The organism is Streptomyces purpureus (assembly GCF_014648195.1).
Classification (GTDB): Bacteria; Actinomycetota; Actinomycetes; order Streptomycetales; family Streptomycetaceae; genus Streptomyces; species Streptomyces purpureus.
Genome location: NZ_BMQQ01000001.1, coordinates 232,476 through 257,689, shown reverse-complemented (window position 1 = coordinate 257,689; position 25,214 = coordinate 232,476). Strand labels below are relative to the sequence as shown.

The window sequence follows — 25,214 nt, the reverse complement described above, 5'->3', positions numbered from 1 at the left end:
TGGGCAGCTGGCGGCCGCCGGCGCCGAGGTCGCGGCGGAGGAAGTCACGGCCGTCCACGCGGACGGTGACGGCCCAGCGGTTGGCGGAGCGGGCGAAGGGGCCGTCCATGACCTGTCCGTCGCGGGTGCGGCCGGTACCGCCGAGGAAGTCGGGCGCCCACAGGGAGGAGCGGGCGGTGCGGTCGGCGGTCCAGTCCCAGTAGGGCAGGGCGACGGCCGGGTCGACGGCCTGGAGGGCCTGTTCGAACTGTATGAGGAACCTGCGGTGCCAGGGCAGGAAGGAGGGCGAGCGGTGGCCGACCCGGTCACCGGTGTCGGTGTCCCCCATGATGAAGGCGTTGTGCGTGGTGACGAAGGTGTCGTACTGGCCGTTGCGCTTCAGCTCGAGAACGGCGTCGACGAAACGCTTCTTCTCGGCGGCGGTGAGCAGGGCCTGGTTCTTGCGTACGGTCATGGTGCGGAGGGCTCCGGATCAGACGAGGGTGAGGGGGACGAGCGGGGCGCCCTTGAGTTCACGTACGGCGGCACGGGCCACGGCGCGCGGCGTGGCGAGCGGCTCGTAGTGGTTGATCACGCTGATCCAGGTGCCGTCGGCGTTCCGCATGACGTGCAGTTCCTCGCCGTCGATGTGGACGGCGTAGCCGCCGCCGTGGTGCCCCCCGTGGTGGGCGCCGCCGTGCGACGGCCCCCCCTTGATGCGGCGCCCCTCGAAGACCTCGTCGAAGGCGGCCGGTCCGGCGGCCGCCGCGGCCGGGGCGGCGTCGGGTGTGCGCACGGCGCGTGCGGCGGCCGGCGCCGCGGCGGCGATGCCCGCGGCGGCCACCGCGGCGACGCCGAGCGCCTGACGACGGGTGATGGTGGACATGGAGAACCCCCCAGAGAAACACGGTGGTTGTGGTCGTGCCGGGGGCTGGTCATGTCCCCCGGCGGAGCCATACCTACCTGGCCCGCGGTGAGCTGCGGAAATCTCCGGGGAGTGGTTGGCCGCGATGCGGACATGTCCCCATACGTAGTGCAGAGTTGAACGGAGTTGATCTTGCTGTCGGCGCCCCGCCGCACGCCCCGGAGCGAAAACCTTGCGGAGAATGTGACGGTCTCGTGAAGGATTTACCGCTCCGGGGCGCCGGACGTGGTCCGGGTCACGCCGGGAACCTGTCCGGAAACAGGCGCCGCGGCGGGGTCAGCGGCGGGACTTGCGGGTGGCCCGCAGCCACTCCTTGTTCATCGCCGCGATCGACGGCAGCGGGATGCCCTTGGGGCAGGCGGTGGCGCACTCGCCGGTCAGGGTGCAGCCGCCGAAACCCTCCTCGTCCATGGTGGCGACCATGTCGAGGACCCGTGTCTCGCGCTCCGGGGCGCCCTGCGGCAGCACATTGAGGTGGTTGATCTTCGCCGAGGTGAAGAGCATCGCCGAGCCGTTGGGGCAGGCCGCCACGCACGCGCCGCAGCCGATGCACTCGGCGTGCTCGAAGGCGAAGTCGGCGTCGGCCTTGGGTACGGGCGTGGCGTGCGCCTCGGGCGCCGAGCCGGTCGGGGCGCTGATGTAGCCGCCGGCCTGGATGATCCGGTCGAAGGCGCTGCGGTCCACCACGAGGTCCTTGACGACGGGGAAGGCCGCGGCGCGCCAGGGCTCGACGTCGATGGTGTCGCCGTCCTGGAAGGAGCGCATGTGGAGCTGGCAGGTGGTGGTGCGCTCGGGGCCGTGCGCGTCGCCGTTGATGACGAGGCTGCACGCGCCGCAGATGCCCTCGCGGCAGTCGTGGTCGAAGGCGACGGGGTCCTCACCGCGGAGGATGAGCTCCTCGTTGAGCGTGTCGAGCATCTCCAGGAACGACATGTCGGAGGAGATGCCGTCCACCTCGTAGGTGGCCATGTCGCCGGGGGCGTCGGCGTTCTTCTGGCGCCAGACGCGCAGGTTGAGCTTCATGCGTAGCTCCGCTGGGTGGGGTGGACGTAATCGAAGACGAGGTCTTCCTTGTGCAGGACGGGTGCGTCGCCGGTCCCGGTGCCGTGTTCTCCCTGGGTACGGCCCCCGGCCCCCCGGAATTCCCAGGCGGCGACGTAGGAGAACTCCTCGTCCTTGCGGGCCGCCTCACCGTCGGCGGTCTGGGACTCCTCGCGGAAGTGGCCGCCGCAGGACTCCGAGCGGTGAAGCGCGTCCAGGCACATGAGCTCGGCGAGCTCCAGGTAGTCGACGATCCGGTTCGCCTTCTCCAGCGACTGGTTGAACTCCTCGCCGGTGCCCGGCACCTTGATGCGCCGCCAGAACTCCTCGCGGATCTGCGGGATCCGCTCCAGGGCCTTGCGCAGTCCCTCCTCGCTGCGGGCCATGCCGCAGAACTCCCACATCAGCTCGCCCAGTTCACGGTGGAAGGAGTCGGGGGTGCGGTCGCCGTCGACGGCGAGCAGCAGACTGATGCGGTCCTCGGTCTCGGCGAGCGCCTCGGCGACCACCGGGTGCGTGTCGTCGAGCGGCTCGCTGGAGGGGTGGCGGGCGAGGTAGTCGTTGATGGTGGACGGCAGGACGAAGTAGCCGTCGGCGAGGCCCTGCATCAGGGCCGAGGCGCCCAGCCGGTTGGCTCCGTGGTCGGAGAAGTTGGCCTCACCGATCGCGAACAGGCCCGGCACAGTGGTCTGGAGGTCGTAGTCGACCCAGAGTCCGCCCATCGTGTAGTGCACGGCCGGGTAGATCCGCATCGGGGTCTCGTACGGGTCCTCGGCGGTGATCCGGGCGTACATGTCGAAGAGGTTGCCGTACTTCTCCTCGACGGCCCTGCGGCCCATCCGCCGGATGGCGTCGGCGAAGTCGAGGTAGACGCCTTGGCCGCCGGGTCCGACCCCGCGCCCCTCGTCGCAGACGTTCTTCGCGGCCCGCGAGGCGATGTCGCGGGGGACGAGGTTGCCGAAGGAGGGGTAGATGCGCTCCAGGTAGTAGTCGCGCTCGTCCTCGGGGATCTCGGCCGCGGGACGCCGGTCGCCCTTCGCCTTGGGCACCCAGATCCGGCCGTCGTTGCGCAGCGACTCGCTCATCAGCGTCAGCTTGGACTGGTGGTCGCCGGTGCGCGGGATGCAGGTGGGGTGGATCTGGGTGAAGCAGGGGTTGGCGAAGTACGCGCCGCGCCGGTGCGCCCGCCAGACGGCGGTCGCGTTGGAGTTCATCGCGTTGGTCGAGAGGTAGAAGACGTTGCCGTAGCCGCCGGTGGCGAGCACGACCGCGTCCGCGAAGTGGGTGGAGATCCGGCCGGTGATCAGGTCACGGGCGACGATGCCCCGGGCCCGCCCGTCGACGACGATCAGGTCGAGCATCTCGGTGCGCGGGTGCATCTCCACATTCCCGGCGGCGATCTGCCGGGACAGCGCCTGGTACGCGCCGAGCAGCAGCTGCTGACCCGTCTGGCCGCGGGCGTAGAACGTACGGGAGACCTGCACGCCGCCGAAGGAGCGGGTGTCGAGCAAGCCGCCGTACTCACGGGCGAAGGGCACGCCCTGGGCGACGCACTGGTCGATGATCTCCACGGAGATCTGGGCGAGCCGGTGGACGTTGGACTCCCGGGCCCGGAAGTCGCCGCCCTTGACCGTGTCGTAGAAGAGGCGGTGCACCGAGTCGCCGTCGTTGCGGTAGTTCTTCGCCGCGTTGATACCGCCCTGCGCGGCGATGGAGTGGGCGCGGCGCGGCGAGTCCTGGTAGCAGAACTGGACGACGCGGTAGCCCTGTTCGGCGAGCGTGGCGCCGGCCGAGCCGCCGGCAAGACCCGTGCCGACGACGATCACGGTGTGCTTGCGGCGGTTGGCCGGGTTGACCAGCTTGGCCTCGAACCGGCGCCGGTCCCAGCGCTCGGCGACCGGGCCGTCGGGGGCCTTGGTGTCCTTGACCGGCTCACCGGTCGTGTACGCGAAATAGCTCATGTCAGCTCACGACTCCGGTCATGACGGCGACGGGTACGGAGATGAAGCCCACGGTCAGCACCAGCGCCAGGCCGTTGGCGATCAGCTTCAGGGCCCGGTCGCGCCGGGCGCTGCCCACGCCGAGGGTCTGGGCGGCGCTCCAGAAGCCGTGCCGGACGTGCAGGCCCACGGCGAGCATCGCGACGATGTAGATGACGTTGCCGTACCACGTGGAGAAGGTGTCGACGACGTTCTGGTAGGGCTTGCCCTCCTCGAATCCGCCGGTGTGGACGGTGCCGGTGGTCAGGTCGAGGATGTGCCAGACGATGAAGAGGGCGAGGATGATCCCGCCCCAGCGCATGGTGCGGGTGGCGTAGCTCGCGCCCCTGCGGCGGTGGACGTAGGCGGTGGGGCGGGCCTTGATGTCCCGGCGGCTGAGCTGGTACGCGCTGACGGCGTGCGCGGCGACGGCCGCGAGCAGCACGATCCGTACGAGCCACAGCGCCCAGGAGTAGTGCAGGACGGGGTCGCCCATGGTGCGCAGCCAGTGCCCGTAGGCGTTGAACTCGCCTGGCCCGAAGAAGACCTTCAGATTGCCCATCACATGGGCGACCAGATAGCCGAGCATGATCAGACCGCTGACGGCCATGACCGTCTTCTTGCCGACGGTCGATCCCCAGAAGCCGCGTGTGGGGGACGGTTGTCGGTCGGGGCGCCGAGCCGTCCGCGTTGCCAGAGCCATGCACAAGACGCTAGGGCCGCAGGTGCCGAGTGGTCCAAGACATGGTCCGGCTCATGTCGATAGGCACAGGCTATGGAGGCGGCTAGGCTGGGCGGATGCAGTTCCAGCAACTTCTGTACTTCGTCGCGGTGGCCGAGACCCGGCACTTCACCCGGGCCGCCGAGCAGGTGCACGTCTCCCAGCCGTCCCTGTCGCAGCAGATCAGGGCGCTGGAGCAGGAGCTCGGCGCCGAGCTGTTCAGCCGGGCGCGGGGCAACATCGCGCTCACCGAGGCGGGCGAGGCGCTGCTGCCGCTGGCCCGGCGGATCCTCGCGGACGCCGACACAGCCCGCCATGAGGTCCAGGAGCTGGCCCAGCTGCGGCGCGGCCGGGTCCGGCTGGGCGCGACCCCCAGTCTGTGCACCGGGCTGCTGCCCGATGTGCTGCGCGCCTTCCACGATCTCCATCCGGGGATCCGGCTGCTGATCGAGGAGGGCGGCTCGCACGACCTCGTACGGGAGCTGGCGCGCGGGGCGCTCGACCTGGCGCTGGTGGTGCTGCCGCTGCCGACGCCGTCACCCGCGCTGACCACGGTGGAGCTGCTGCGTGAGGATCTGGTGGTGGTCTCCTCGGCGGCCGGGCCCGCGCCGGGGCGGCCGGTGCGGATCTCCGATCTGCGCGACCAGCCGCTGGTGATGTTCCGGCACGGCTACGACCTGCGCGAGCTGACCGTGGCGGCGTGCCGGGCCGAGGGGTTCGAGCCGTCGTTCACGGTGGAGGGCGGCGAGATGGACGCCGTGCTCGGCTTCGTACGGGCCGGGCTCGGGGTGGCCGTGGTCCCCGCGATGGTCGCGGCGCGGGCGGGACGCGACCTGCGCGTCACCGCCCTCGCCCGGCCGGGGCTGCGCCGGACCATCGCGCTGGCCCACCGCAGCGACGTGGCGCCGCCGCGGGCCGCCCGGGAGCTCCAGCGCATGCTGCTGCACTCCACCTGACCCCGTACGGGACTACTGCACGGCGTCCGCCATGACAAGTGAGTGGATACGGTCCGGGGCGCCGGGGCGTGCGTAGTACCAGCCCTGGGCCGTGTCGCAGCCCAGCTCGCGCAGCTGCTCCGCCTGGGCGCCGGTCTCCACGCCCTCCACGGTCACCGCCAGCTCCAGGCTGTGCGCCAGCGACACGATCCCCTCGACGATCTTCAGATCGACCGGGTCCGCCGGGTGCCGCTGCATGCCCTGGGTGAAGGAGCGGTCCAGTTTCAGGACGCTCACGGGCAGCCGGCGCAGGTTCGCCAGGTTCGAGTAGCCGGTGCCGAAGTCGTCGAGCGCTATGTCCACACCCATGTCGGCGAGCTGCCGCAGCGGTTTGAGGAGGTCCTCGTCGGCGCCGATCAGCGCCGACTCGGTGACCTCCAGGCACAGCGCGCCCGGTTCGAGGCCGGAGCGCTCCAGGACGTCGACGGTGTCGGCGACCAGGCCGGGGTGGTGCAGCTGGGTCGGGGAGAGGTTGACGTTGATGCGCAGCGGTCCGCCGTCGGCGTGCCGGGTCTGCCAATAGCGGGCCTGCCGTACGGCCTCCTGGAGCACCCAGCGGCCCAACGGCACGATCAGGCCGGTGTGTTCGGCGAGCGGGATGAACCGGTCGGGGCCGAGCACGCCGTGCTGCGGATGGCACCAGCGCACCAGCGCCTCAGCGCCGTGGACGCTGCCGTCGCCCAGGTGCACCAGCGGCTGGTACTCGATGAAGAACTCGCCGCGCTCCAGGGCGGCGGGCAGCGCGGTGGTGAGCCCGTGCCGGGTGATCGCGCGGGCGTCGGCCTCCGGGTCGGCGTACTCGTAGCGGTTGCCGCCGGCCGACTTGGCCCGGTACATCGTGATGTCGGCGCTGCGCAGCACCTCCGCCGAGGTACGTTCACCGGCCGGGCCCTCGACCACGCCGACGCTGCCGCGCACGGTGAGCTCGCGGCCGTCGAGCCGGACGGGGGTGGCGAGCGCGCCCAGGATGCGGTGGGCGAGTTCGGCGACCTCGGTCTGGGTGTCGGGGCCGGTGGTGAGTGCGACGAACTCGTCGCCGCCGAGCCGGGCGACCATCTCGCCGGGGCGGGTGGCGACGCTCTGCAGCCGGTCGGCGACCTCGACCAGGAGACGGTCGCCGGAGGAGTGGCCGAGGCTGTCGTTGATGGCCTTGAACCCGTCGAGGTCGAGGTAGCACAGGCCGAAGCGGCTGCCGTCGGTGGCGGAGACGGCCTTGTCCAGGCGCTCGAAGAAGAGGGTCCGGTTGGGCAGTCCGGTCAGCGCGTCGTGGGTGGCCTCGTAGCGCAGCCGCAGATTGAGCAGCCGGCGTTCGGTGGTGTCCTCCATCAGCGCCAGCTGGTACTGCGGGCGGCCTTCGGCGTCGCGCAGCAGGGAGACGGTGAGGTTGGTCCACAGGACGGTGCCGTCGCCGCGGTAGTACGGCTTCTCCACGCGGTAGTGGTCGCGTTCGCCGCGGACCAGTTCGCCGTAGAGCTTCCACACGTGGGGCGCGTCCTCGGGGTGCACCCACTCGCTGACGTTGCGGCGGCGCACACTGGACTCCAGGCCGCCGAACATCCGGGTGAGGGCCTCGTTGACCTCCACCACGTTGCCGTCGAGGTCGGCGATCCCGATCCCGATGGCGGCGCCCTCGAAGACGGCCCGGAACCGCGTCTCGGTGGCGTGCAGGGCCTCCTGGGCGTCGCTGCGGGCCGCGAGCGCCGAGCGGGCGATGGCCTCCTGCTCGACGAGCGTGCGCTCGCGCAGGGCCTGGGCGAACCCGCCGGCCAGCGCGTGCTGGAGCCGGGCGCAGCGGGCCCGCAGTTCCTCGGCCGGGGTGTCTCCGTGGGCGCCGCAGTAGAGCACGAGGTAGGACTCGATGACGCCGAGGGTGCGCGTGAGCGCGTCGGTGTCGGTGCAGTGGGCGGCCACCAGGGCGGCGCCCGCGTGCTGCGCGGGCGCCGCGTCGAACGGCCGCCGGTGCAGCGCGTCGCGGAGCGAGCGGGCGAGCGGCAGGAGGTGCTCTTCGAATTCGGGGCGGGTCAGCGACGTCGCGGTGACGGGGAAGATCGCCCGGCTCCAGATCGTCGCGAACCGTCTGAGTCTGTCCTCCAGGCCGTCCGGTTCCGCCGCGGTCCTGGACGCCTGAGCCGGCATCATCACGCCTTGCGCCCCACCCCTGCGAAGCCCGAGAAGGCATACGGATCCTCCTGGTCGGCCGGCCCCTCGGGCCGCCAGTGCGGCATGGACACCAGGCCGGGCTCGACGATGTCGAAACCGTCGAAGAACGCGGTGACCTCCGCGCGTGAGCGCATCACCAGAGGGTTGCGGATGGAGCGGTAGACCCCGACGGTGCCGCCGGCCTGCTCCTCGGGCAGCGGGATGCCCTCGAAGGAGGCGTGGCTGAGGATGAGCAGGCTGCCGGGGGCGAGGGCGTCGCGCAGTTCGGCGACGGCGCGCCCGGGCTCGTCCGCGTCCTCCAGGAAGTGCAGGACGGCGACGAGGAGCAGCGCCACGGGCCGGTCGAAGTCGAGGAGCCCGGTGGTCTTGGGGTCGGTGAGGATGTCCAGCGGCTTGCGCAGGTCGGCGGCGACGACGGTGGCCCGGTCGTTGCCGGCCAGGACGGCCTGGCTGTGGGCGACGGCGACCGGGTCGTGGTCGACGTACACCACGCGCGCGTCGGGGCTGGCGGCCTGGGCGACCTCGTGGACGTTGCCGAAGGTCGGTATGCCGGAGCCGATGTCGAGGAACTGGGTGATGCCCTCGTCGACGGCGTGGCGGACGGCGCGCCGCATGAACGCGCGGTTGGCCTGCATGATTTTGGGGAGTCCCGGCATGAACTCCATAGCCCTGCGGGCGGCTTCCCGGTCGACCTCGAAGTTGTGCGAACCGCCCAGGTAGTAGTCGTACATGCGGGACACGCTCGGCACCGAAAGGTCGATGCCCGGCGGGGCCCAGGCGGGACGCTCCATCGAAGTCTCCAACAAGTCGCCACGGACGGTACGGACGGTACGGCCATGCGCGTGGCCGGGTGTTCGAGCCGAGGCTACTGATCGCCCGCCGGGAGGGCGAGCAGAAACGGAAATTCGCGATCCGTTCTTGGTCACACGCCATTGTCATGTGCGGTGAGGACGGGGCCTCACGGCCGCCTGGCGAACCGGGCCCTGAAAGGCATACAGCCGGCCCGCCGTCGGCCGGGAGGGGCAGGACGGCGGGCCGGTTCAGGCCGGAGTCGCGGGGTGGGGGAATCTACTTGGGCGCTCCGACCAGCTTTCCGTCGGGCGAGACGGCGTACCAGGAGCCGCCCACGCCCTGACCGTTGGTGTCACCGGGCTTCTTGTCGGCCGCGAAGGTGTACAGCGGCCAGCAGTCGATGGTCTGCTGCTTGACTCCGTCGGGGCGGGAGAAGGTGACGTAGCCCTTCTTCGTGATGCCCTCGGTGTCGTTCTTGTCGACGGGGGCGACGACGGGCCACTTCTCAAGGCACTCGCCGGTGCAGGCGGTCTTCATCGGCCAGGCGGAGTCCTTGGTGAAGCGGTAGACGGTCATGCCCTTGGAGTCGACGACGATGTCACCGAGCTTGGGGTCCTTGCGGACGGAGAGGCCGGCGAGCTCCGTCCGCTGGGCTCCCTCGTCCTCGGCGCCTTCCTCGGCCCCCGCGTCCGCCCCGGCCGCGGCCTTCTTGCCGTCGGGGGCTGCGGCGAACCAGGTGCCGCCCACGCCCTGCCCGTTGGTGTCACCGGGCTTGGTGTCCTTGGCGAAGCGGTAGAGCGGCCAGCCGGCCAGGGTCAGTTGCTTGCTGCCGTCGGCGCGGGTGACCTCGCCGAGCAGGGAGGCGTCCATTCCGGCGGCCGCCTTGACGTCGGTGGCGGCCACCACCGGCCAGGCCTTGGCGCATTCGCCCTCGCAGGTCGTCTTCGGGGGGCTCGCGCTGTCCTTGTCGAAGCGGTAGAGGGTGTAGCCCTCGCTGTCGGTGACGACCTTGCCGAGTTTCTTGGTGTCCGAGAGGGCGAGCTGACCGGCCGGCTTGGCGGCCTGCGCGGCGCCTCCGGAGCCGTAACCGCCGTCGGAGCCGTAGCCGTTCTCCGATCCCGCGGCGGCGGGGTTGGCCGCTCCGACGGACTGTCCTCCGAGGTTGTTGCCGTTGTCCTGACCACACGCCGTCGTCAGCGCGAGAACGGCCGCGGCGGTCAGCGCGAGCGAGGCGTTGCGCCAGGTGTTCATGTCATCTCCCGTTGGGTCGAGTCCCGTTGCGGCGCTTCCGTGTGCCGCTCATGGCCCTATGTACGGGCGGTGGTGTCGGCCGTGTTCAACGCCGCGGAAAAAATTTTCGGACGCCCCACACACATGTGCCAGCGCACCCCTCCATCCGGGGAATCCGCGCGGCATACCGAGTAGCGGCCGATGTCGTTGACCATGCTGATCGGCGTGTACGGATCCCACGTCGCCCGGTCCCTGGCGGCGGCCGCGTTCCTGTGGCTGCCGGCCGGTCCGGCGCCCGCGTTCGCGGTCGTCCCCGCGGACAGCTGCGCCATCGCCACGATCGGGGAGGGTGAGGCGACGGCGGTCGCCGTGGCGGGCTCCACGGTCTGCAGGACCGGTCCCTCGCCGGTGCCGAAGCCGCCGCCCCCTCCCCCGCCGGAGCCGCCCCCGCCGCCTGCGCCCCCGCCGCCTCCCCCGCCACCGCCGGTACGGGAGGTTCCCCCACCGCCCCCGCCGCCACCACCGCCACAGCCCGCACCCGAGCCGCCGAAACCGGCCCCCGAGCCGGAGCCGAGGCGTGTGCCGAAGCCTGAGCCGAAGCCTGAGCCGAAGCCGACCGTGCGCCCCCGGCCTCCGGCCCCGGCCCGGGTCGCGCTGCCCACCTACCGGCGGATCCAGCGCCCCGAACCCCGCGGCGGCCCCACCCTGGTCCACCTGATGCTCCTGGTCACCGCCCCCGCGGTGCTCGCGACCGCCGCCCTGCGCCCCCGATCCCGCTGAGCCGGAGGATTTTCCTTGTCGGAATGGCTTGTTCTGACCATCGCGATGGCCGCCGCCTGCGCCGTCGTGCTCACGATCGTCGTCATCAACCACCGGCGGGTCGACCGCCGGCTCGGCGAGGACGACGACCCCACCCAGACCCCGGACGTCATGGAGTACATGACGATGATGATCGGCGTGATCTACGCGATCGTCCTGGGCCTGGCCATCGCCGGGGTGTGGGAGGCCCGTGGCGGCGCGCAGGACACCGTGCGCCACGAGGCACAGGCGCTGCACGAGATCTCCGAGCGGGTGGAGGTCTATCCGCCGGCGGTGCGCGAGAGGATCCGGGAGGACGCCGAGGCGTACGCCCGCCATGTGGTCACCGAGGAGTGGGCCCACATGGCGGAGCACGGGGAGCTGACGGACCGGGGGACGGAGCTGCTGGCGAAGCTGCGGCGCTCGGTGACCGACTACCGGCCGGCCGATGACCACGAGGGGCAGGCGTACCAGCCGCTGGTGGACCAGGTGGCGGTGGTCGACGACGCCCGGGGGGCGCGCGGCGAGAGCGCGGAGGCGACGATGCCGGGGGTGGTGTGGTTCGGTCTGATCACCGGCGCCCTGGTGACCGTTGGCCTTATCTTCACGCTCCAGATCCGGCGTACGTTCCGTGAACTGCTGCTGGCGGGTCTCTTCAGCGCCCTGATCGCGTTCCTGCTCTTCCTGATCTGGGTGTTCGACGCGCCGTTCGGGCGGGGCATCTCCGCGACGGCGTCACCGTTCACGGATCTGTTCCCGCAGATCGGCGGCTGAGCCGACGTCCGGGTGGGCGGCAGGACGCGGCCGTTCGGGTGAGTGGGATGACCCGTTCGCCCGTCTGGGATCGCGGGTGTGGTAAGGCGCTCCTAGCGTGTCCGGCATCGAGGTGCATATCCCGTCCTATGTGGAAATCGCTTCCGCAGCTGCCCCTCGGGACCCGGAGGATTCACCATGCGCGCGATACGTGCCGCAACAGCCGCTCTGCTGGGGGCGGCCGCTCTCGCCCTCACCGCTCCCGTCCCGGCCGCCGTGGCGGCCGACACCGCCAAGGCCCCGGGCGACTTCGCCCTGTCGCCGTCGACCGTCGCCCCCGGCGGCCGGGTCACGCTCAGCGCGCCCGGCTGCCGCAGCACCGCGACGGCGGCCTCGGGTGTCTTCGACACCGCCACGATCCCGCCGGGCTCCTCGACGACCGCCACGGTCGACTGGGACGCCCGGCGCGGCGCCGTGTACACGGTCTCGTTCGTCTGCAGCGGTGGCCCGACCGGCACCCTGGATCTGAGGATCGCCGGCGGCGCCAACGTCACGCCCACCATCAGCTCCACCGCCCTCACCTCGCCGCGTGGTGTCCAGGGCGGTCTGGGCGGCTCGTCCTCCGGCATGGCCGCCGGCACCATCGCCGCCGGCAGCGCTCTGGTCGTGGCGGCCGCCGGGGGGCTGTTCTGGACGCTGCGCCGGCGCGCGGCACGCCGTCATTGAGCCGGCGTCAGGAACACGGCCGAGTACGCCCGTCGCCCCCGAGTCCTGGCGTGGACTCGGGGGCGACGGGCGTACTCGGCCGACCGGGAGGTTCGTCGGCCGGTCAGGCCTTCGAGTCGTGCATGCGACGGCGACGGAGCACGAAGATCCCGCCGCCCAGGGCGGCCGCCGCGAACAGTCCGCCGCCGACGGCCATCTCGGTGGAGCTGGGGCCGAGCGAGCCGCCGAGGCCGCCCTGGGCGCCCCGGCCGGACAGGACCCGGAACTGCGCCGTGGCCACGCGGTTGCCGTCGTTGCAGCGGACGGCGAGGTTGTAGTCGCCCGGGGTGGCGTGGTCGTGGATACGGGCCACCGCGGTGGACACACCGCTTCGCTGCTGCGACAGGTTGATGGTCGGGAAGGCGTTGGACGAGACCGTGCCGCCGCGGTCGCAGCCGCGCACGGTGATGGTGAGCGTCGCCCCCTGGTGGACCGAGAAGGGGTTGACGGTGACATCGGTGGGCCCTCTGTTGTCGCCGTTTCCGCCGGCGTTGGGGCCCCTGCCGTCGCCCCCGCCGACGTTGTGCCCCCTGCCGTCGCCCCCGCCGGCGTTCTGCCTGCCATCGCCTCCGCCGGTGAAGGGGCCTCTGTTGTCACCCCCTCCGGTGATGGGGCCGCCGCTGGTGGCGGTGGCGGCCGGGGCCATGAGCCCTAGAGCGGCGATGGCGGTGGCGGCCACCGCCAGAGCGCGTGCAGCTCGCATTGTGGAACCTCCTGTGAAAGGCGCCCCAAAGCGGTGCTCCGGGAAGTTCGACGAGTACGCCTCTCATGACGCACCCTCACAAGACGGGATGAAGCTCGCATGTCGACGCTCGGCCACCCCGGTGAGGCGACACGCCGGGGCCGGACTCCCGAACCTGACGGACCCGCAGGTCACACCCCATCAGAACGCTTATATGGTGATGACTCGGATGGATCATCCGGCCGTCACCCGCCCGCGCCCGTGTGCCCGGCCGGAGCGCGGGCGTCCCCTTCCCCGCCACCCGTTCGCCCCTCCCTGATCGCCGTCCCGGCGGCTCGCCCTTACCGTGCGAAACAGATGCCACGAAGGGAGAACCATGGGCCCGCACCCCGGCGGCTCGGCGTTCAGCTCGGTCTCTTTCAGCTCTGTCCTCAAAAGGCGCTCCCCCTGGGGCGTCCTCGCCCTCGCCATGCTCTCGGGCCTGGCCATGATGAGAAACGGCGTGGATCCGAACGCGGGGCCGCCGCAGCCCGCCGCGGCGGCCGCGCCCGACGGCCGCCTCGTCGGCCCTACCGGGGCTTCGGTGCGCACGCTTCCGTACGCGCCGGCGTCCCGGATCAGGATCGACGCGATCAACGTCAACGCGCCGATCATCGACGTGGGTCTGGACGCCTCCGGCTGGATCGAGGCGCCACCGGCCCATGACCCCAACATGGCGGGCTGGTACCAGAACGGCGTGGCGCCCGGCCAGCGCGGCACGGCGGTGGTCGTCGGCCATGTCGACAACCTCTCGGGACCGGCCGTCTTCTACGGCCTGGGGGCGCTCGGGAAGGGCCGGCTCGTCGAGGTGGAGCGGTACGACGGCCGGGTCGCCGTCTTCGAGGTGTACGGCGTGGAGGTGTACTCCAAGGAGGAGTTCCCCGGCGCGCAGGTCTACGGCGACACCGGGCACGCCGAGCTCAGGGTCATCACCTGCGGCGGCGGCTATTCGCGGACCGACGGCTACTCGGGCAACGTCGTGGTCTTCGCCCGGATGGTCGCCACCCGCTGAACGGCCTGGGCGCGGCCGCCCAGCGGGGCGGGTGCGGCGGGCCGGTTCAGCGGCGGGGGACCATCATCCGGTAACCCGCGCGCAGCAGTTCGGGCAGGTACCGGCGGAGCGCCGCGACGCTCTGGGAGCGGTCGCCGCCCGCGTCGTGGGAGAGGACCACGACGCCGGGCCCCGCGCCGTCGAGGACGCGGCGCACGATGTAGCCGGTGCCGGGTTCCTTCCAGTCGAGGCTGTCGCAGGTCCAGGCGAGCGGCTCCATGCCGAGTTCGGCGCCGATCTCGAAGGAGTGACGGTTCCAGGCGCCGAACGGGGCGCGGTACCACAGCGGCGGGCTGCCGAGGGTCTTCTCCACGATGTCGCTGGTGCTGCCCAGTTCGTCGCGGATCCGGGAGGGCGGCAGGGTGGGGATCAGCGGATGGGACCAGGAGTGGTTGCCGACCACATGGCCGTCGTCGGCCATCTCGCGCAGCAGGTCGGGGTGGGCCACGGCCATCTCGCCGCAGACGAAGAACATGGCGCGCACCTCGTACTCGCGCAGGGTGCGCAGGATCGCCGGGGTGTAGCGGGGGTCGGGCCCGTCGTCGAAGGTGAGCACCATCGCGTTGCCCACCCCGGACATCCGCAGGAAGGGGCGCCGGCGGGCCGGTGGCAGTGCCCGGCGGTGGCGTGGGGGCGCGTAGGCGGTCATGGGCTGGAGCCGGTACGCCGACGGTTTCGGCCGGCCCGCCACCTTCGGGGCGCCCGCGGCGGGTGCGGTGGCGCCGGACGGCCGGCCGGGCGTGGCGGCGCGTTCGCTGCCGAAGACGCCGACCGTGGCGGTGGCGCCGAGCGCGCAGGCGAGGCGCAGCACCGCCCGGCGGCGTGTGGGCATCTCATCGTTCCTCATGGTTCATGGCACGCACGGCCCGGGTCCGCGGGCCGCAGCAACACGGGGCCCGCCGCCGAAAACACCCGATGAGCCGATCGGCGGATGAACGGATCAGGTGCGCCGGACGAGGGGGAAGGGCAAGGTCTCGCGGATGGTGAGGCCGGTGAGGAACATGACGAGCCGGTCGACCCCGATGCCGAGGCCGCCGGTGGGCGGCATCGCGTACTCCAGGGCGTCGAGGAAGTCCTCGTCGAGCTCCATGGCCTCCGGGTCGCCGCCGGCGGCGAGCAGGGACTGTGCGGTCAGGCGCCGGCGCTGCTCCACCGGGTCGGTCAGCTCCGAGTAGGCGGTGCCGAGTTCGGTACCGAAGGCGACCAGGTCCCAGCGTTCGGCCAGGCGCGGGTCGTGGCGGTGCTGACGGGTCAGCGGTGAGACGTCGGTGGGGAAGTCCTTGTAGAAGGTGGGGAGCGTGGTGCGTTCCTCGACGAGGCGTTCGTACATTTCGAGGACGATGTCGCCGCGGGTGTCGTCGGGGGTGTGCGGAACTCCGGCGCGCTCGCAGAGCCGGCGCAGCGTCTCCTGGCCGGTGTCGGCGTCGACCTGTTCGCCGAGCGCCTCGGACACCGCGCCGTACACGGTCCTGACCGGCCAGGGGCCCGAGATGTCATGGACGACGAGGGAGCCGTCGGGGCCGGCCTTGTGGGCGACGGGCTCGCCGAAGGCGGCGGTGGCCGCGCCCTGGATCAGTTCCCGGGTGAGGTCGAGCATCACGTCGTAGTCGGCGTAGGCCTGGTAGGCCTCCAGCATCGTGAACTCGGGGTTGTGTTTGTAGGAGACGCCTTCGTTGCGGAAGGTGCGGCCCATTTCGAAGACCTTCTCCAGGCCGCCGACGCAGAGCCGTTTGAGGTAGAGCTCGGGCGCGATCCGCAGGTACAGGTCGAGGTCGTAGGCGTTGATGTGGGTGGTGAAGGGGCGGGCGTTGGCTCCGCCGTGGATCTGCTGGAGCATCGGTGTCTCGACCTCCAGGTAGCCGCGGTCGAGGAGGCCCTGGCGCAGCGCCTGGACGGCGGTGGAGCGGGCGCGGACGATCCGGCGGGCGTCGGGGCGGGCGACCAGGTCGAGGTAGCGGCGGCGTACGCGTGCCTCGGGGTCGGCCAGGCCGCGGCGCTTGTCGGGCAGCGGGCGCAGGCATTTGGCCGTGAGCTGCCAGGCGGTGACGAAGACCGAGAGCTCGCCGCGGTCGCTGCTGCCGATGGTGCCGGTGGCGGTGACATGGTCCCCGAGGTCGATGTCACGGGTGAACGTACGCAGGACCTCGGCGCCCGAGCCGCCGCGGGTGAGGACGAGCTGGCGGTCGCCCGTCCAGTCGCGCAGTACGGCGAAGACGACGCCGCCGAGGTCCCGTACGGTCATGACGCGGCCCGCGACGGTGACCTGTTCGCCGGTCCGCTCCGGTGTGATGGCGGCGAGGGTGGCGGTGCGCCGGGCGACGACGACGGGGTAGGGGTCGACGCCCTCGGCGCGCAGCCGCTCCAGGGTGCGGTGGCGGATCCGTACCTGCTCGGGCAGCCGCCGCTCGGCGGGGGCGCCGGGGTCGCCGGCGCCGGGCAGGCCGAGCTCCTCGATGGAGGGCAGGCCCTCGGTGGTGACGGGCGTGGTGACGCCGCCGCGGGGCCGGGCGTGTCCCTTGCCCCAGAGCTTGCGCAGGCTCGGTACGGAGACGAACCCTTCGGCGATCCCGGAGGCGAGGCCGATCCGGGCGAGGGAGCCGGCGTCGCCGTAGCAGAGGAAGCGCGGATACCACTCGGGCTGGTATTTCACGTTGGAGCGGTACAGCGCCTCCAGCTGCCACCACTTGGAGAAGAAGAGCAGCAGCCGGCGCCAGACGCGCAGCACGGGCCCGGCGCCGATCCGGGCGCCCTCCTCGAAGGCGGAGCGGAAGACGGCGAAGTTGAGGGAGATCCGCCGGACGCCGAGTCTCCGGGCGTGCGCGCACAGCTCGGCGACCATGAACTCCATGACGCCGTTGGGCGCGCCGCGGTCGCGGCGCATCAGGTCGAGCGAGATGCCGTCGCGGCCCCATGGCACGAAGGAGAGCAGGGCGATGAGTTCGCCCTGCGCGTCGAAGGCCTCGACGAGCAGGCAGTTGCCGTCGGCGGGGTCGCCGAGCCGGTCCAGTGCCATGGAGAAGCCGCGTTCGGTCTCGGTGTCGCGCCAGGTGTCGGCCTTGTCGACAATGCGGCTCATCTCGTCCTCGGTGAGGGCCGAGTGGCGGCGGATGACGGTGGTGGCGCCGGTGCGGGCGACCCGGTTGACGGCCTGCCGGGTGACCCGCATGTCCCGGCCGTTCAGGTCGAAGCGGGCCACATCGAGGATCGCCTCGTCGCCAAGCTGGATGGCGCCGAGGCCGCAGCGGGCGTAGGCGGTGGCGCCCTCCTCGGAGGCGCCCATGACGGCGGGGGCCCAGGCGTAGCGGCGGGCGACGTCCAGCCAGGCCTCGATGGCCGGGGTCCAGGCCTCCCGGTCACCGACCGGGTCGCCGCTGGCGAGGCACACGCCCGCCTCGACGCGGTAGGTGACGGCGGCCTTGCCGCTGGGTGAGAAGACGACGGCCTTGTCCCGGCGGGTGGCGAAGTAGCCCAGCGAGTCCTGGGCGCCGTACGCGCCGAGCAGGGCCCGGATCCGCGGCTCCTCGTCGCCGTGCAGGGCCGCTTCCATCCGCTGGGACCGCAGGAGGGTGGCGGCGGCGGCGAGCAGGGCGAGCGCGCCGAAGAGGCCGAGGACGAAGGGGAGCGGGCGGGGCGGGGCGCCGTCGAACCGGGCGCCGGAGACCAGCCCGCCGAAGACCCGGGCGGCGGCCCAGCCGAGCCGCTGGCCGCGCGGCAGCGTCCCGGGGAAGAGCTCGACCAGCCCCCAGCCGGCCAGGACGCCGGCGGCGAGCCCGAGGACGAGGACGAGCAGCGCCCGGCGCAGGGCGCCTCGGCGGGTCTCGGCGTAGAACTCGTGCCGGGCCAGGACCAGCACCCCGAGCACGGCCAGCGACAGGACGAGGTTGGGGATCCAGCTGAGGTCGCCGTCGACGGCGATCATCAGGACGTCGGCGAGGATCAGCAGGGCCAGGTAGGCGACAAACAGCCACCAGGCGGTCTTCTTGCGGGCGCCGATGGCGGCGGCGAGCAGCAGCAGGAAGACGGCGTAGGCCAGGTTGGCGCTGACGGGGATGGTGACCCGGTCGACGAACCAGGCGACCGGCCGCAGGACCGGCCTGAGGAACGGCAGCAGGGAGAGGACCACGCAGAACAGGCCGAGTACGACGAAGAAGGTCGCGAACACGTTCGGGACCGCGCCGGTCCAGCGCCGGGAGGGGCCGCCCGGGCCGGCGGGGGAAGGTGCAGGAGAGGCCTGCCGCTCCGCGCGGACACTCATGACCCGACTCTAAGGAGGCGCTCCACGGCCCGCACCCGGACGGCAGGGCCTCGGCAGCGGCTCCTCGCCGTGGCTATTCCCCCATCACCAGACCGTCCTTGGCGGCGCCCCGGCCGAGGACGACGTCGCGGATGGTGTCGCGGACGGAGGCGAGGGCGGCACCGTCCTTCACCGCGCCGAGGTTGACCACCCGTCCGGCACCGGTGTCGTACCACTGCGGGACGAACTCGGCCCGGGTCACCTCCCAGCGTCCGCCCGGGGTACGGGGCGGGGTGAAGGTGAAGCGGCCGACGGAGCTCTGGTTGCCCCGCGCGTCGAAGGCGCCCGAGTAGTTGACCATGGGTCCGGCGATCTGGTCGCCCATGCCGTAGATGATCCAGACGCCGTTGACCTTCTCGTACGCCTGGGGGACATGGGCGTGGGTGCCGAGGATGAGGTCGATGTCCGGGCGGCCGCCGGTCCGGGCGGCGGTCAGGGAGCGGCCGAGGCTCAGCTGCTGGGCTTCGGGGGCGGTCTGCCACTCGGTGCCCCAGTGCAGGCTCACCACGACGACGTCGGCGCCCGCCTTCCGGGCGGCCTTGGCGTCGGCGAGGATCTTCTGCTCGTCGATGAGGTTGACCGCCCAGGGCTGTCCTTCGGGGAGCGGGTAGCCGTTGGTGCCGTAGGTGTAGGCGAGCTGGGCGACCGTGGCGCCGCCGGCCTTCAGCAGGGTGGGCCGCGCCGCCTCGGCGGCGGTGCGGGCGGATCCGGCGTGCCGGACGCCCGCCCTGTCGAGGGCGTCCAGGGTGCGGGCAAGGCCCGCGGCGCCGTCGTCGAGGGTGTGGTTGGAGGCGGTGGAGCAGGCGTCGTAGCCGGTGGCGGCGAGGGCGTCGGCGACCTGGGGCGGTGACTTGAAGGCGGGGTAGCCGGTGAAGGGGCCGCCGTCCGTGCCGTAGATGGTCTCCATGTGACAGATGGCCAGGTCGGCGCCGGAGATGAGCGGGCGTACCCCGGCGAGCATGGGGCGGAAGTCATGGCCCGCGCCGCCCGCGTCGTCGGCGGCCTGGCGGATGACCGAGTTGTGCGGCAGGACGTCGCCGGAGGCAACCAGGGTGAAGCCGGCCGGTGCCGAGGTGGGCGCGGGGGCGTCGCCGGCGGCGGGCTCCTGCGAGGGTGAGGCGGGCGGGACGGACCGCGGGCCGTGCGGGGCGCCGGAGCAGCCGGCCGCCGCCGCGAGCAGGGCCACGGCGAGGGCCACCACCCCCTGGCGCGTGCGCTGGGTCATCTCCCGGACTCCCTCGCCTGATTAATATGACAATCCGTTTTTATGACCCCACAGGGTGGATGACTCCGCGTCAAGGGGCGAGACGGGTGAAGCACGCGAATCCCCCGGACCGGACCCGCCGCGCGCACCGGCCCCGACCGACCGTTCGCCGCACCACTCGCCGCTCGGTGCGACCGCTCGTCGCACACCGCGGTACGCGACCTGTTCCTCGCCGACCGAATGCGTTCGGATACGCCACGGACGACGAGCGGGCGGAAGAGGTGTGGCACATGACGACGGCGACGACGGCGACGACCGACGAGCGGGCCCTGGAGGAGCTCCAGCGCGAGCACGGTCCGGCGCTGCTGAACTTCCTGCTCGGCCTGACCTACGGGGACCGGCAGCGGGCCGAGGACCTGCTGCAGGAAACGCTGGTACGGGCCTGGCAGCACCCCGAGGCGTTCGAGGGCCCGTACGAGTCGATGCGGCCCTGGCTCTTCACCGTCGGGCGGCGCCTGGCAATCGACGCCCGCCGCTCCCGGATGGCCCGCCCCACCGAGATCGGGGACGGGGCGCTCGCGGCGGCCGCCGACCCGTCGGACCCCACCGAGTCGGCCGCGGTCGCCCTGGACGTCCGCGCGGCGGTACGGGGCCTGAGCGCCGAGCACCGCGCCGTGCTCGTACGGCTCTACTTCGACGGCCTGACCGTCAACGAAGCCGCCCGCGAACTGGGCATCCCGGCGGGGACCGTGAAGTCCCGCTCGTTCTACGCGCTGCGCGCGCTCGGCCCCCGGCTGCCCGGATACAGCCGCATGCGCTCTTCCCACGCGGCGCGCTCCCCCCGCACAATGACCGCGTGACGCTGACGACCGCCGCCGAGAAGGTCCTCGCCGACAACTTCGCCCCCTGGGTCCTGGATCTCGGACTGACGGTGATGACGGTCGGCGACCAGGAGGCCGTGCTGCGGCTGCCCTGGTCGGACCGGCTGGCCCGGGAGGGCGGCGGGCTGTCCGGACAGGCCATGATGGCCGCGGCCGACACCGCGACCGTGGTCGCGGTGGCCGCCGCGCGCGGCGGGTTCGTCCCGATGACCACCGTCCAGCAGTCGATCAGCTTCCAGCGCGCGGTCACCGGAGCGGATGTGCTGGTGCACGCCCGGCTGACGAAGACCGGACGGCGCATGGCGTTCGCGGACATCACCCTGCGCGCCGACGGCTCCGGCGAGACCGCCGCACACGCGACCGCCGTGTACGCCCTCCTTGGCTGACGCTCCGTCAGAAAGACTCTCTGGTACGCCACTCGACACCACCCGAGTCACCCTTGCCGCACCGGCTTCCTGACGCCACGCGGTGGACGGGATACGTATCGGAAACCACACCGGTCAGTTGGGTAAAGACCCGCCCACACCCGTGTCCCACGGGTAAGGCTCGTCGTCTAGGTCCGTGAGGCCCTGTCCCATGACGTCCGGAAGAAGGTGGGAACCTTGCTGCCCGAGAGCACGAACGGCACCGGCGGAGGCGGCGAGCAGGTCGTACCGATGGCCTGGTGGAGCGCCGAGTCGATGGCCGACGAACTGCTGCGCACCGGTCGGCTCGTCGCCCCCGGCTCGCTCGAGTACCTGGCCGGCAGACAGACGCTGGCGCTCACGATCTACCTCTGCGACGAGACCGGCGCGCTGGCCGGGGCCCGCGCCGTCGCCCGGATCGACGAGTGGCTCTCGCGCACCTCGCACGGCCACCCCTGGCCGCAGTGGGTACGCGAGCGGCTCGCCGCGCGTGAGGCGCGCGAGCCGCGCGGCGGGCCCGGGCCCGATCTCTTACTGGCTCGGCGGACCTGGCGCCGCCTGGAGTCGACCGAGGTGCTGGCCGCCGACCTCACCGCCGCGGGCCGGCCCGTCGAGGAGTCGGCCCAGGTGTGGACCCCCGCCTGGCAGCTGGGGCTGCCGCTCGGGCATCTCGCGATCCATCTGTACTGACCCCGGGGCGCAGCCGCGGAGCACCGGCTAAGGAGCACCGGCCGGGCCGTGCGGAGCCCGGTGGACACCCGCGCGGTACTTGGGGATCCGTACCGTGATCTTCATCCCCGCGCCGACGCCGGTCTCGACGACCAGGCCGTGGTCGTCGCCGTACACCTGGCGCAGCCGTTCGTCGACGTTGGAGAGCCCGATCCCCGAGGACGGGGGCCGCTCCCCCGACAGGATCGCGCGCAGCACCTCCGGCTCCATGCCGACGCCGTCGTCCTCGATGACGACCACGGCCTCGGAGCCCGCGTCCCGGGCCGCGATCGTGACCGTGCGGGCGCCGCGGGAGTCCTCCAGGCCGTGCTTGACGGCGTTCTCCACCAGCGGCTGGAGGCAGAGGAACGGCAGGGTCACCGGCAGCACCTCGGGGGCGATCTGCAGGGTCACCTTGAGCCGGTCGCCGAACCGGGCCCCGGCGAGCGCCAGGTACTGCTCGATCGAGCGCAGCTCGTCGGCGAGCTGGGTGAAGTCGCCGTGCCGGCGGAAGGAGTAGCGCGTGAAGTCGGCGAATTCCAGGAGGAGTTCGCGGGCTCGCTCGGGGTCGGTGCGGACGAAGGAGGCGATCGCGGCGAGCGAGTTGAAGATGAAGTGCGGGGATATCTGGGCGCGCAGGGCGCGGATCTCGGCCTCGATCAGCCGGGTGCGGGAGCGGTCGAGCTCGGCCAGTTCCAGCTGTACGGAGACCCAGCGGGCGACCTCGGTCGCCGCCCTGACCAGCACCGCGGACTCCCGCGAGCCGTAGGCGACGAGCGCGCCGAGCACACCCTCCTCGCCGGTCAGCGGCGCGATGACGGCCCAGCGCAGCGGGCACTCCAGGTCGGCGCAGCCGGTGTGGACGCTGCGGCTGCGGCCGGAGTCGAGGACCTCGGCGACCAGCTGGGTGACCTGGTCGCGGTGGTGGTCGCCGCCGGGTCCGTCCCAGGCGAGCACGGACTTGCGGTCGGTGAGGCAGAGGGCTTCGGTGCCGAGGAGTGAGCGCAGCCGGCGGGCGGCCTTGCGGGCGGTGTCGCCGGTGAGCCCGGCGCGCAGCGGGGGCGCGGCGAGCGAGGCGGTGTGCAGGGTCTGGAACGTGGCCCGCTCCACGGGCGTGCCGAGGTCCAGGTCGCCTCCGCTCCCCCGGCGGCCGGTGAGCCGCCCGGCGGCGAACCCCCCGGCGAGCAGCACGGCAGCGGCGGCGGCCAGCACCGCCAGGTCGGTCCCGCTCAACGTCTGCCTCCTTCCGGTGCGAGAGCTTCAGGGGCGAGAGCTTCGGGGGCGAGGTCTTCGGGGAGGTGGAGGCGGGCCAGGGTGGCCTGGGTGCCGGGTGGGACATGGCGGGGGGTGAGCCAGGAGACCACCACCATGGTGAGGAAGCCGAGCGGCACCGACCAGACCGCGGGCCAGGCCATGAGGGTGTGCGGCCAGCCGGCGGGGGCGAGCCCGGCCCGGGTGGCCATGACGGCGGTGAGCGCGCTGCCGCCGCCGATGAGCAGGCCCGCCGCCGCGCCGGGCGGGGTGAGTCCGCGCCACCAGATGCCGAGGACGAGCAGCGGGCAGAAGGAGGAGGCGGAGACGGCGAAGGCAAGCCCGACGGCGTCGGCGACGGGCACGTTGGCGGTGACGACGCTGACGGCGAGCGGGACGGCCATGGCCAGGACGGTGGCCAGCCTGAAGTGCCGTACGCCGCGCGCGGGCAGCATGTCCTGGGTGAGCGTGCCGGCGACCGACATGGTCAGCCCGGACGCGGTGGACAGGAACGCGGCGAACGCGCCGCCCGCGAGCAGGGCGCCGAGCAGGTCTCCGGCGAGGCCGCCGACGATCCGGTCGGGCAGGACGAGCACGGCGGCGTCCGCGGCTCCGGTGAGGGCCAGTTCGGGCGCGTAGATCCTGCCGAGGGCGCCGTAGACGGGCGGCAGCAGGTAGAAGGCGCCGACGAGGCCGAGGACGACGAGGGTGGTGCGGCGGGCGGCGCGGCCGTTGGGGCTGGTGTAGAAGCGGACGGCGACGTGCGGCAGGCCCATGGTGCCGAGGAAGGTGGCGAGGATCAGGCCGTAGGTGGCGTAGAGCTGGTAGCCGTCGCGGCCCCCGGCGAGCGGCTGGGACCAGCCGAGGGGGTCGGTGTCGCTGGCGGCCCGCTCGGGGACGGGCGCGCCGGCCGGGAAGCCGAGGGTGGTGCCGGCCTCGATCCGGTGGGTGCCCTCGGTGAGGGTGAGCCGCCCCTTGTCGTACGGGACGTGGTCGACGCGGCCGGTGGCGGTGAGCGTCAGGGGCGCGTCGACGTCGATCCGTACGGTGTCGTCGATGCGTACCTCGGTGTGCGAGCGGAAGACGGCGGGGGCGTCGAAGCGGGCGCGGGGCGCGTCGTCGCCGAGCCAGGCGGTGACCAGGAAGAGGGCGGGCACGAGCAGGGCGGTGAGCTTGAGCCAGTACTGGAAGGCCTGGACGAAGGTGATGGAGCGCATGCCGCCGGCGGCCACGGCGCCGGTGACGACCACCGCGACGACGACTCCGCCGAGCCAGTCGGGGGCGCCGGTGAGGATCTGGAGGGTGAGCCCGGCGCCCTGGAGCTGCGGCAGCAGATAGAGCCAGCCGATCCCGACGACGAAGAGGCTGGCGAGCCTGCGGACGGGCGGGGATTCGAGGCGGGCCTCGGCGAAGTCGGAGAGCGTGTACGCCCCCGAGCGGCGCAGCGGGGCCGCGACGAGGACGAGCAGGACGAGGTATCCGGCGGTGTAGCCGACCGGGTACCAGAGCATGTCCGGGCCTTGGAGGAGGACCAGGCCTGCGATGCCGAGGAAGGAGGCGGCGGAGAGGTACTCGCCGCTGATGGCGGCGGCGTTCAGCCCCGGTTTGACGGTGCGGGAGGCGACGAGGAAGTCGGAGGTGGTACGGGATATCCGCAGGCCGAGGGCGCCGAGGAGCACGGTGGCGAGGACGACGGCGGTGACGGCGGCCACCGCGTGGGTGTGGTTCACCGGCCTTCCACAAGGCCGGTGAAGTCGCGTTCGTTGCGCTCGGCCCGGCGTACGTACCAGCGGGCGGTCACCCACATGACGGGGTAGACGCCCGCGCCGAGTGCGGCCCAGACGAAGGGGGCGGGGGCGAGCGCGGCGCCGTCCACGGCGGCGGGCAGCGCGAAGAGCAGCGGCAGGGAGCCGACCAGCAGGGCGAGGGCGCCGAGTGCGGTGAGCGCGGCGCGCAGCTGGCTGCGCATCAGGGACCGGACGTAGGTGTGCCCGAGGGTGGTCTGCTCGCTGATCTCAAAGCGGGCCGGCGGGTGGCCGGGCGGCCGGCGGGCGGAGCGCGGCACTCCGGTGACGGTCTCGCGCCGGGGGCGGCGCGCGGGGCCGTGACCGGCGGACATCGGGTCGTGCTCTGCTGACATCGCCCGGAGTCTACGCAGAAGGCGTTACGCGGGGTAGGCCCTGTGGCGGGGTGGGGCGGCGGAGGCCGGGGTGGCGGCGCCGAGGGCGATCTCCAGCTCGACGTAGGACTCCTCGGCACGGCGGAAGGCCAGCTCCAGGGCGGCGGCGGTGCCCGGTCCCGCCAGGCCCTGCGCGGACTCGCGGAGCTCGTCCAGGACGTCGGCCCAGTGGCCGGCCGCGCTGCGGACCCGGGCGAGGACGGGTTCCAGCTCCGCCGGTGCCCTCGGCGCGAGGCCGGGCAGGGCGCTGAGCGCGCCGAGTTCGGCGAGGAGCGCGTGCAGCGGCGGGTCGGTCTCCGGCATCGGTCACGGCCCCCTTTCCCGGTGCGGCGGACGCCTGGTTTCTGGATCAAGGGTAGGCAGGGCGTGGGCGGCGGCCGGGC

At 72.6% G+C, this 25,214-nt stretch carries 24 protein-coding genes; 8 read left to right on the top strand and 16 right to left on the bottom strand.

The window, feature by feature from the left end; all coding sequences use genetic code 11:
- From IEZ01_RS34580 to IEZ01_RS01130, 5 genes are all read right to left on the bottom strand, one after another.
- The coding region (locus tag IEZ01_RS34580; RefSeq protein WP_229832566.1) for a tyrosinase family protein at positions 1-454 on the bottom strand (454 nt) is incomplete at its 3' end.
- A gap of 18 nt (positions 455-472) precedes the next feature.
- Positions 473-865, bottom strand: a complete 393-nt coding sequence (gene melC1, locus IEZ01_RS01145; protein WP_019890875.1) for an apotyrosinase chaperone MelC1 — start codon at positions 863-865, stop codon at positions 473-475.
- 315 nt (positions 866-1,180) lie between these two features.
- Positions 1,181-1,927: a succinate dehydrogenase/fumarate reductase iron-sulfur subunit gene (locus IEZ01_RS01140; RefSeq protein ID WP_019890873.1), complete on the bottom strand. Its 747-nt coding sequence runs from the start codon at positions 1,925-1,927 to the stop codon at positions 1,181-1,183.
- Positions 1,924-3,906: a fumarate reductase/succinate dehydrogenase flavoprotein subunit gene (locus tag IEZ01_RS01135; protein WP_189199339.1), complete on the bottom strand. Its 1,983-nt coding sequence runs from the start codon at positions 3,904-3,906 to the stop codon at positions 1,924-1,926. Before IEZ01_RS01135 ends, IEZ01_RS01140 begins: the two co-directional genes overlap by 4 nt.
- A 1-nt stretch (position 3,907) precedes the next feature.
- The gene (locus IEZ01_RS01130; RefSeq protein WP_078513457.1) at positions 3,908-4,627 is read right to left on the bottom strand and encodes a succinate dehydrogenase; all 720 of its coding nucleotides are present in this window, start codon (positions 4,625-4,627) and stop codon (positions 3,908-3,910) included.
- A gap of 95 nt (positions 4,628-4,722) precedes the next feature.
- On the opposite strand from IEZ01_RS01130, the gene IEZ01_RS01125 reads away from it, so the two are divergent.
- Positions 4,723-5,601, top strand: coding sequence for a LysR family transcriptional regulator (locus tag IEZ01_RS01125; RefSeq protein ID WP_019890869.1), 879 nt, complete (start codon positions 4,723-4,725; stop codon positions 5,599-5,601).
- A gap of 12 nt (positions 5,602-5,613) precedes the next feature.
- Here IEZ01_RS01125 and IEZ01_RS01120 read toward each other — a convergent pair whose 3' ends face one another.
- The 3 genes from IEZ01_RS01120 to IEZ01_RS01110 form a co-directional block, all read right to left on the bottom strand.
- Positions 5,614-7,782 (bottom strand): putative bifunctional diguanylate cyclase/phosphodiesterase, encoded by a 2,169-nt coding sequence (locus IEZ01_RS01120; protein WP_019890868.1) that lies wholly within the window; start codon positions 7,780-7,782, stop codon positions 5,614-5,616.
- Positions 7,779-8,591 carry an SAM-dependent methyltransferase gene (locus IEZ01_RS01115; RefSeq protein WP_019890867.1) on the bottom strand — a complete coding sequence of 271 codons (813 nt, stop codon included), beginning with the start codon at positions 8,589-8,591 and terminating at the stop codon, positions 7,779-7,781. Before IEZ01_RS01115 ends, IEZ01_RS01120 begins: the two co-directional genes overlap by 4 nt.
- A 277-nt stretch (positions 8,592-8,868) precedes the next feature.
- Positions 8,869-9,843, bottom strand: coding sequence for an SCO0930 family lipoprotein (locus tag IEZ01_RS01110; RefSeq protein ID WP_019890866.1), 975 nt, complete (start codon positions 9,841-9,843; stop codon positions 8,869-8,871).
- Between the two features lie 180 nt (positions 9,844-10,023).
- Here IEZ01_RS01110 and IEZ01_RS01105 point away from each other — a divergent pair, with 180 nt between their 5' ends.
- From IEZ01_RS01105 to IEZ01_RS01095, 3 genes are all read left to right on the top strand, one after another.
- Positions 10,024-10,602 carry a hypothetical protein gene (locus IEZ01_RS01105; protein WP_078513456.1) on the top strand — a complete coding sequence of 193 codons (579 nt, stop codon included), beginning with the start codon at positions 10,024-10,026 and terminating at the stop codon, positions 10,600-10,602.
- Between the two features lie 15 nt (positions 10,603-10,617).
- The gene (locus IEZ01_RS01100) at positions 10,618-11,394 is read left to right on the top strand and encodes a bestrophin-like domain (protein WP_019890862.1); all 777 of its coding nucleotides are present in this window, start codon (positions 10,618-10,620) and stop codon (positions 11,392-11,394) included.
- A gap of 177 nt (positions 11,395-11,571) precedes the next feature.
- The gene (locus tag IEZ01_RS01095; protein ID WP_019890860.1) at positions 11,572-12,099 is read left to right on the top strand and encodes a hypothetical protein; all 528 of its coding nucleotides are present in this window, start codon (positions 11,572-11,574) and stop codon (positions 12,097-12,099) included.
- Positions 12,100-12,202: 103 nt separating this feature from the next.
- On the opposite strand, the gene IEZ01_RS01090 is transcribed toward IEZ01_RS01095, so the two are convergent.
- On the bottom strand, positions 12,203-12,841 hold the full coding sequence (locus IEZ01_RS01090; RefSeq protein ID WP_028798186.1) for a hypothetical protein: 639 nt from the start codon (positions 12,839-12,841) through the stop codon (positions 12,203-12,205).
- 355 nt (positions 12,842-13,196) lie between these two features.
- Between IEZ01_RS01090 and IEZ01_RS01085 the strand changes: the two genes are divergently transcribed.
- Positions 13,197-13,871 (top strand): class F sortase, encoded by a 675-nt coding sequence (locus tag IEZ01_RS01085; RefSeq protein WP_019890858.1) that lies wholly within the window; start codon positions 13,197-13,199, stop codon positions 13,869-13,871.
- A 46-nt stretch (positions 13,872-13,917) separates the two neighbouring features.
- Here IEZ01_RS01085 and IEZ01_RS01080 read toward each other — a convergent pair whose 3' ends face one another.
- The 3 genes from IEZ01_RS01080 to IEZ01_RS01070 all read right to left on the bottom strand — a co-directional run bounded on the left by IEZ01_RS01080 (position 13,918) and on the right by IEZ01_RS01070 (position 19,429).
- Entirely contained in the window at positions 13,918-14,742 is an 825-nt protein-coding gene (locus IEZ01_RS01080) for a polysaccharide deacetylase family protein (protein ID WP_019890857.1), read from the bottom strand.
- A gap of 108 nt (positions 14,743-14,850) precedes the next feature.
- Positions 14,851-18,165, bottom strand: a complete 3,315-nt coding sequence (lysX, locus tag IEZ01_RS01075) for a bifunctional lysylphosphatidylglycerol synthetase/lysine--tRNA ligase LysX (protein ID WP_189199337.1) — start codon at positions 18,163-18,165, stop codon at positions 14,851-14,853.
- A gap of 73 nt (positions 18,166-18,238) precedes the next feature.
- Entirely contained in the window at positions 18,239-19,429 is a 1,191-nt protein-coding gene (locus IEZ01_RS01070) for a CapA family protein (protein ID WP_189199335.1), read from the bottom strand.
- 269 nt (positions 19,430-19,698) lie between these two features.
- On the opposite strand from IEZ01_RS01070, the gene IEZ01_RS01065 reads away from it, so the two are divergent.
- The 3 genes from IEZ01_RS01065 to IEZ01_RS01055 all read left to right on the top strand — a co-directional run bounded on the left by IEZ01_RS01065 (position 19,699) and on the right by IEZ01_RS01055 (position 21,383).
- Entirely contained in the window at positions 19,699-20,268 is a 570-nt protein-coding gene (locus tag IEZ01_RS01065) for a sigma-70 family RNA polymerase sigma factor (protein ID WP_019890853.1), read from the top strand.
- The gene (locus IEZ01_RS01060; protein WP_189199333.1) at positions 20,265-20,675 is read left to right on the top strand and encodes a PaaI family thioesterase; all 411 of its coding nucleotides are present in this window, start codon (positions 20,265-20,267) and stop codon (positions 20,673-20,675) included. The genes IEZ01_RS01065 and IEZ01_RS01060 overlap by 4 nt, the downstream gene beginning before the upstream one ends.
- A gap of 216 nt (positions 20,676-20,891) precedes the next feature.
- A complete protein-coding gene (locus tag IEZ01_RS01055; protein WP_019890850.1) occupies positions 20,892-21,383 on the top strand; it encodes a hypothetical protein in 492 nt (163 codons plus the stop codon).
- A 27-nt stretch (positions 21,384-21,410) separates the two neighbouring features.
- Here the strand turns inward: IEZ01_RS01055 and IEZ01_RS01050 are convergent, their stop codons facing one another.
- The 4 genes from IEZ01_RS01050 to IEZ01_RS01035 are packed head-to-tail and all read right to left on the bottom strand — an operon-like array spanning position 21,411 to position 25,134.
- A complete protein-coding gene (locus tag IEZ01_RS01050) occupies positions 21,411-22,634 on the bottom strand; it encodes a histidine kinase (protein ID WP_019890849.1) in 1,224 nt (407 codons plus the stop codon).
- A complete protein-coding gene (locus IEZ01_RS01045) occupies positions 22,631-24,382 on the bottom strand; it encodes a sodium/solute symporter (protein ID WP_019890848.1) in 1,752 nt (583 codons plus the stop codon). Before IEZ01_RS01045 ends, IEZ01_RS01050 begins: the two co-directional genes overlap by 4 nt.
- Positions 24,379-24,771 (bottom strand): hypothetical protein, encoded by a 393-nt coding sequence (locus IEZ01_RS01040; RefSeq protein ID WP_019890846.1) that lies wholly within the window; start codon positions 24,769-24,771, stop codon positions 24,379-24,381. Before IEZ01_RS01040 ends, IEZ01_RS01045 begins: the two co-directional genes overlap by 4 nt.
- A 45-nt stretch (positions 24,772-24,816) precedes the next feature.
- Positions 24,817-25,134 carry a hypothetical protein gene (locus IEZ01_RS01035; RefSeq protein ID WP_019890845.1) on the bottom strand — a complete coding sequence of 106 codons (318 nt, stop codon included), beginning with the start codon at positions 25,132-25,134 and terminating at the stop codon, positions 24,817-24,819.
- Positions 25,135-25,214: the final 80 nt, after the last annotated feature.

Bases quoted from the DNA above. Each gene is read 5' to 3' on its own strand.
- IEZ01_RS01090 (WP_028798186.1), bottom strand. From the start codon at position 12,841: ATGCGAGCTGCACGCGCTCTGGCGGTGGCCGCCACCGCCATCGCCGCT.
- IEZ01_RS01135 (WP_189199339.1), bottom strand. From the start codon at position 3,906: ATGAGCTATTTCGCGTACACGACCGGTGAGCCGGTCAAGGACACCAAG.
- IEZ01_RS01040 (WP_019890846.1), bottom strand. From the start codon at position 24,771: ATGTCCGCCGGTCACGGCCCCGCGCGCCGCCCCCGGCGCGAGACCGTC.
- IEZ01_RS01035 (WP_019890845.1), bottom strand. From the start codon at position 25,134: ATGCCGGAGACCGACCCGCCGCTGCACGCGCTCCTCGCCGAACTCGGC.
- IEZ01_RS01105 (WP_078513456.1), top strand. From the start codon at position 10,024: ATGTCGTTGACCATGCTGATCGGCGTGTACGGATCCCACGTCGCCCGG.
- IEZ01_RS01080 (WP_019890857.1), bottom strand. From the start codon at position 14,742: ATGCCCACACGCCGCCGGGCGGTGCTGCGCCTCGCCTGCGCGCTCGGC.
- IEZ01_RS01085 (WP_019890858.1), top strand. From the start codon at position 13,197: ATGGGCCCGCACCCCGGCGGCTCGGCGTTCAGCTCGGTCTCTTTCAGC.
- melC1 (WP_019890875.1), bottom strand. From the start codon at position 865: ATGTCCACCATCACCCGTCGTCAGGCGCTCGGCGTCGCCGCGGTGGCC.
- IEZ01_RS01130 (WP_078513457.1), bottom strand. From the start codon at position 4,627: ATGGCTCTGGCAACGCGGACGGCTCGGCGCCCCGACCGACAACCGTCC.
- IEZ01_RS01065 (WP_019890853.1), top strand. From the start codon at position 19,699: ATGACGACGGCGACGACGGCGACGACCGACGAGCGGGCCCTGGAGGAG.
- IEZ01_RS01110 (WP_019890866.1), bottom strand. From the start codon at position 9,843: ATGAACACCTGGCGCAACGCCTCGCTCGCGCTGACCGCCGCGGCCGTT.
- IEZ01_RS01115 (WP_019890867.1), bottom strand. From the start codon at position 8,591: ATGGAGCGTCCCGCCTGGGCCCCGCCGGGCATCGACCTTTCGGTGCCG.
- IEZ01_RS01140 (WP_019890873.1), bottom strand. From the start codon at position 1,927: ATGAAGCTCAACCTGCGCGTCTGGCGCCAGAAGAACGCCGACGCCCCC.
- lysX (WP_189199337.1), bottom strand. From the start codon at position 18,165: ATGAGTGTCCGCGCGGAGCGGCAGGCCTCTCCTGCACCTTCCCCCGCC.
- IEZ01_RS01125 (WP_019890869.1), top strand. From the start codon at position 4,723: ATGCAGTTCCAGCAACTTCTGTACTTCGTCGCGGTGGCCGAGACCCGG.
- IEZ01_RS01070 (WP_189199335.1), bottom strand. From the start codon at position 19,429: ATGACCCAGCGCACGCGCCAGGGGGTGGTGGCCCTCGCCGTGGCCCTG.
- IEZ01_RS01095 (WP_019890860.1), top strand. From the start codon at position 11,572: ATGCGCGCGATACGTGCCGCAACAGCCGCTCTGCTGGGGGCGGCCGCT.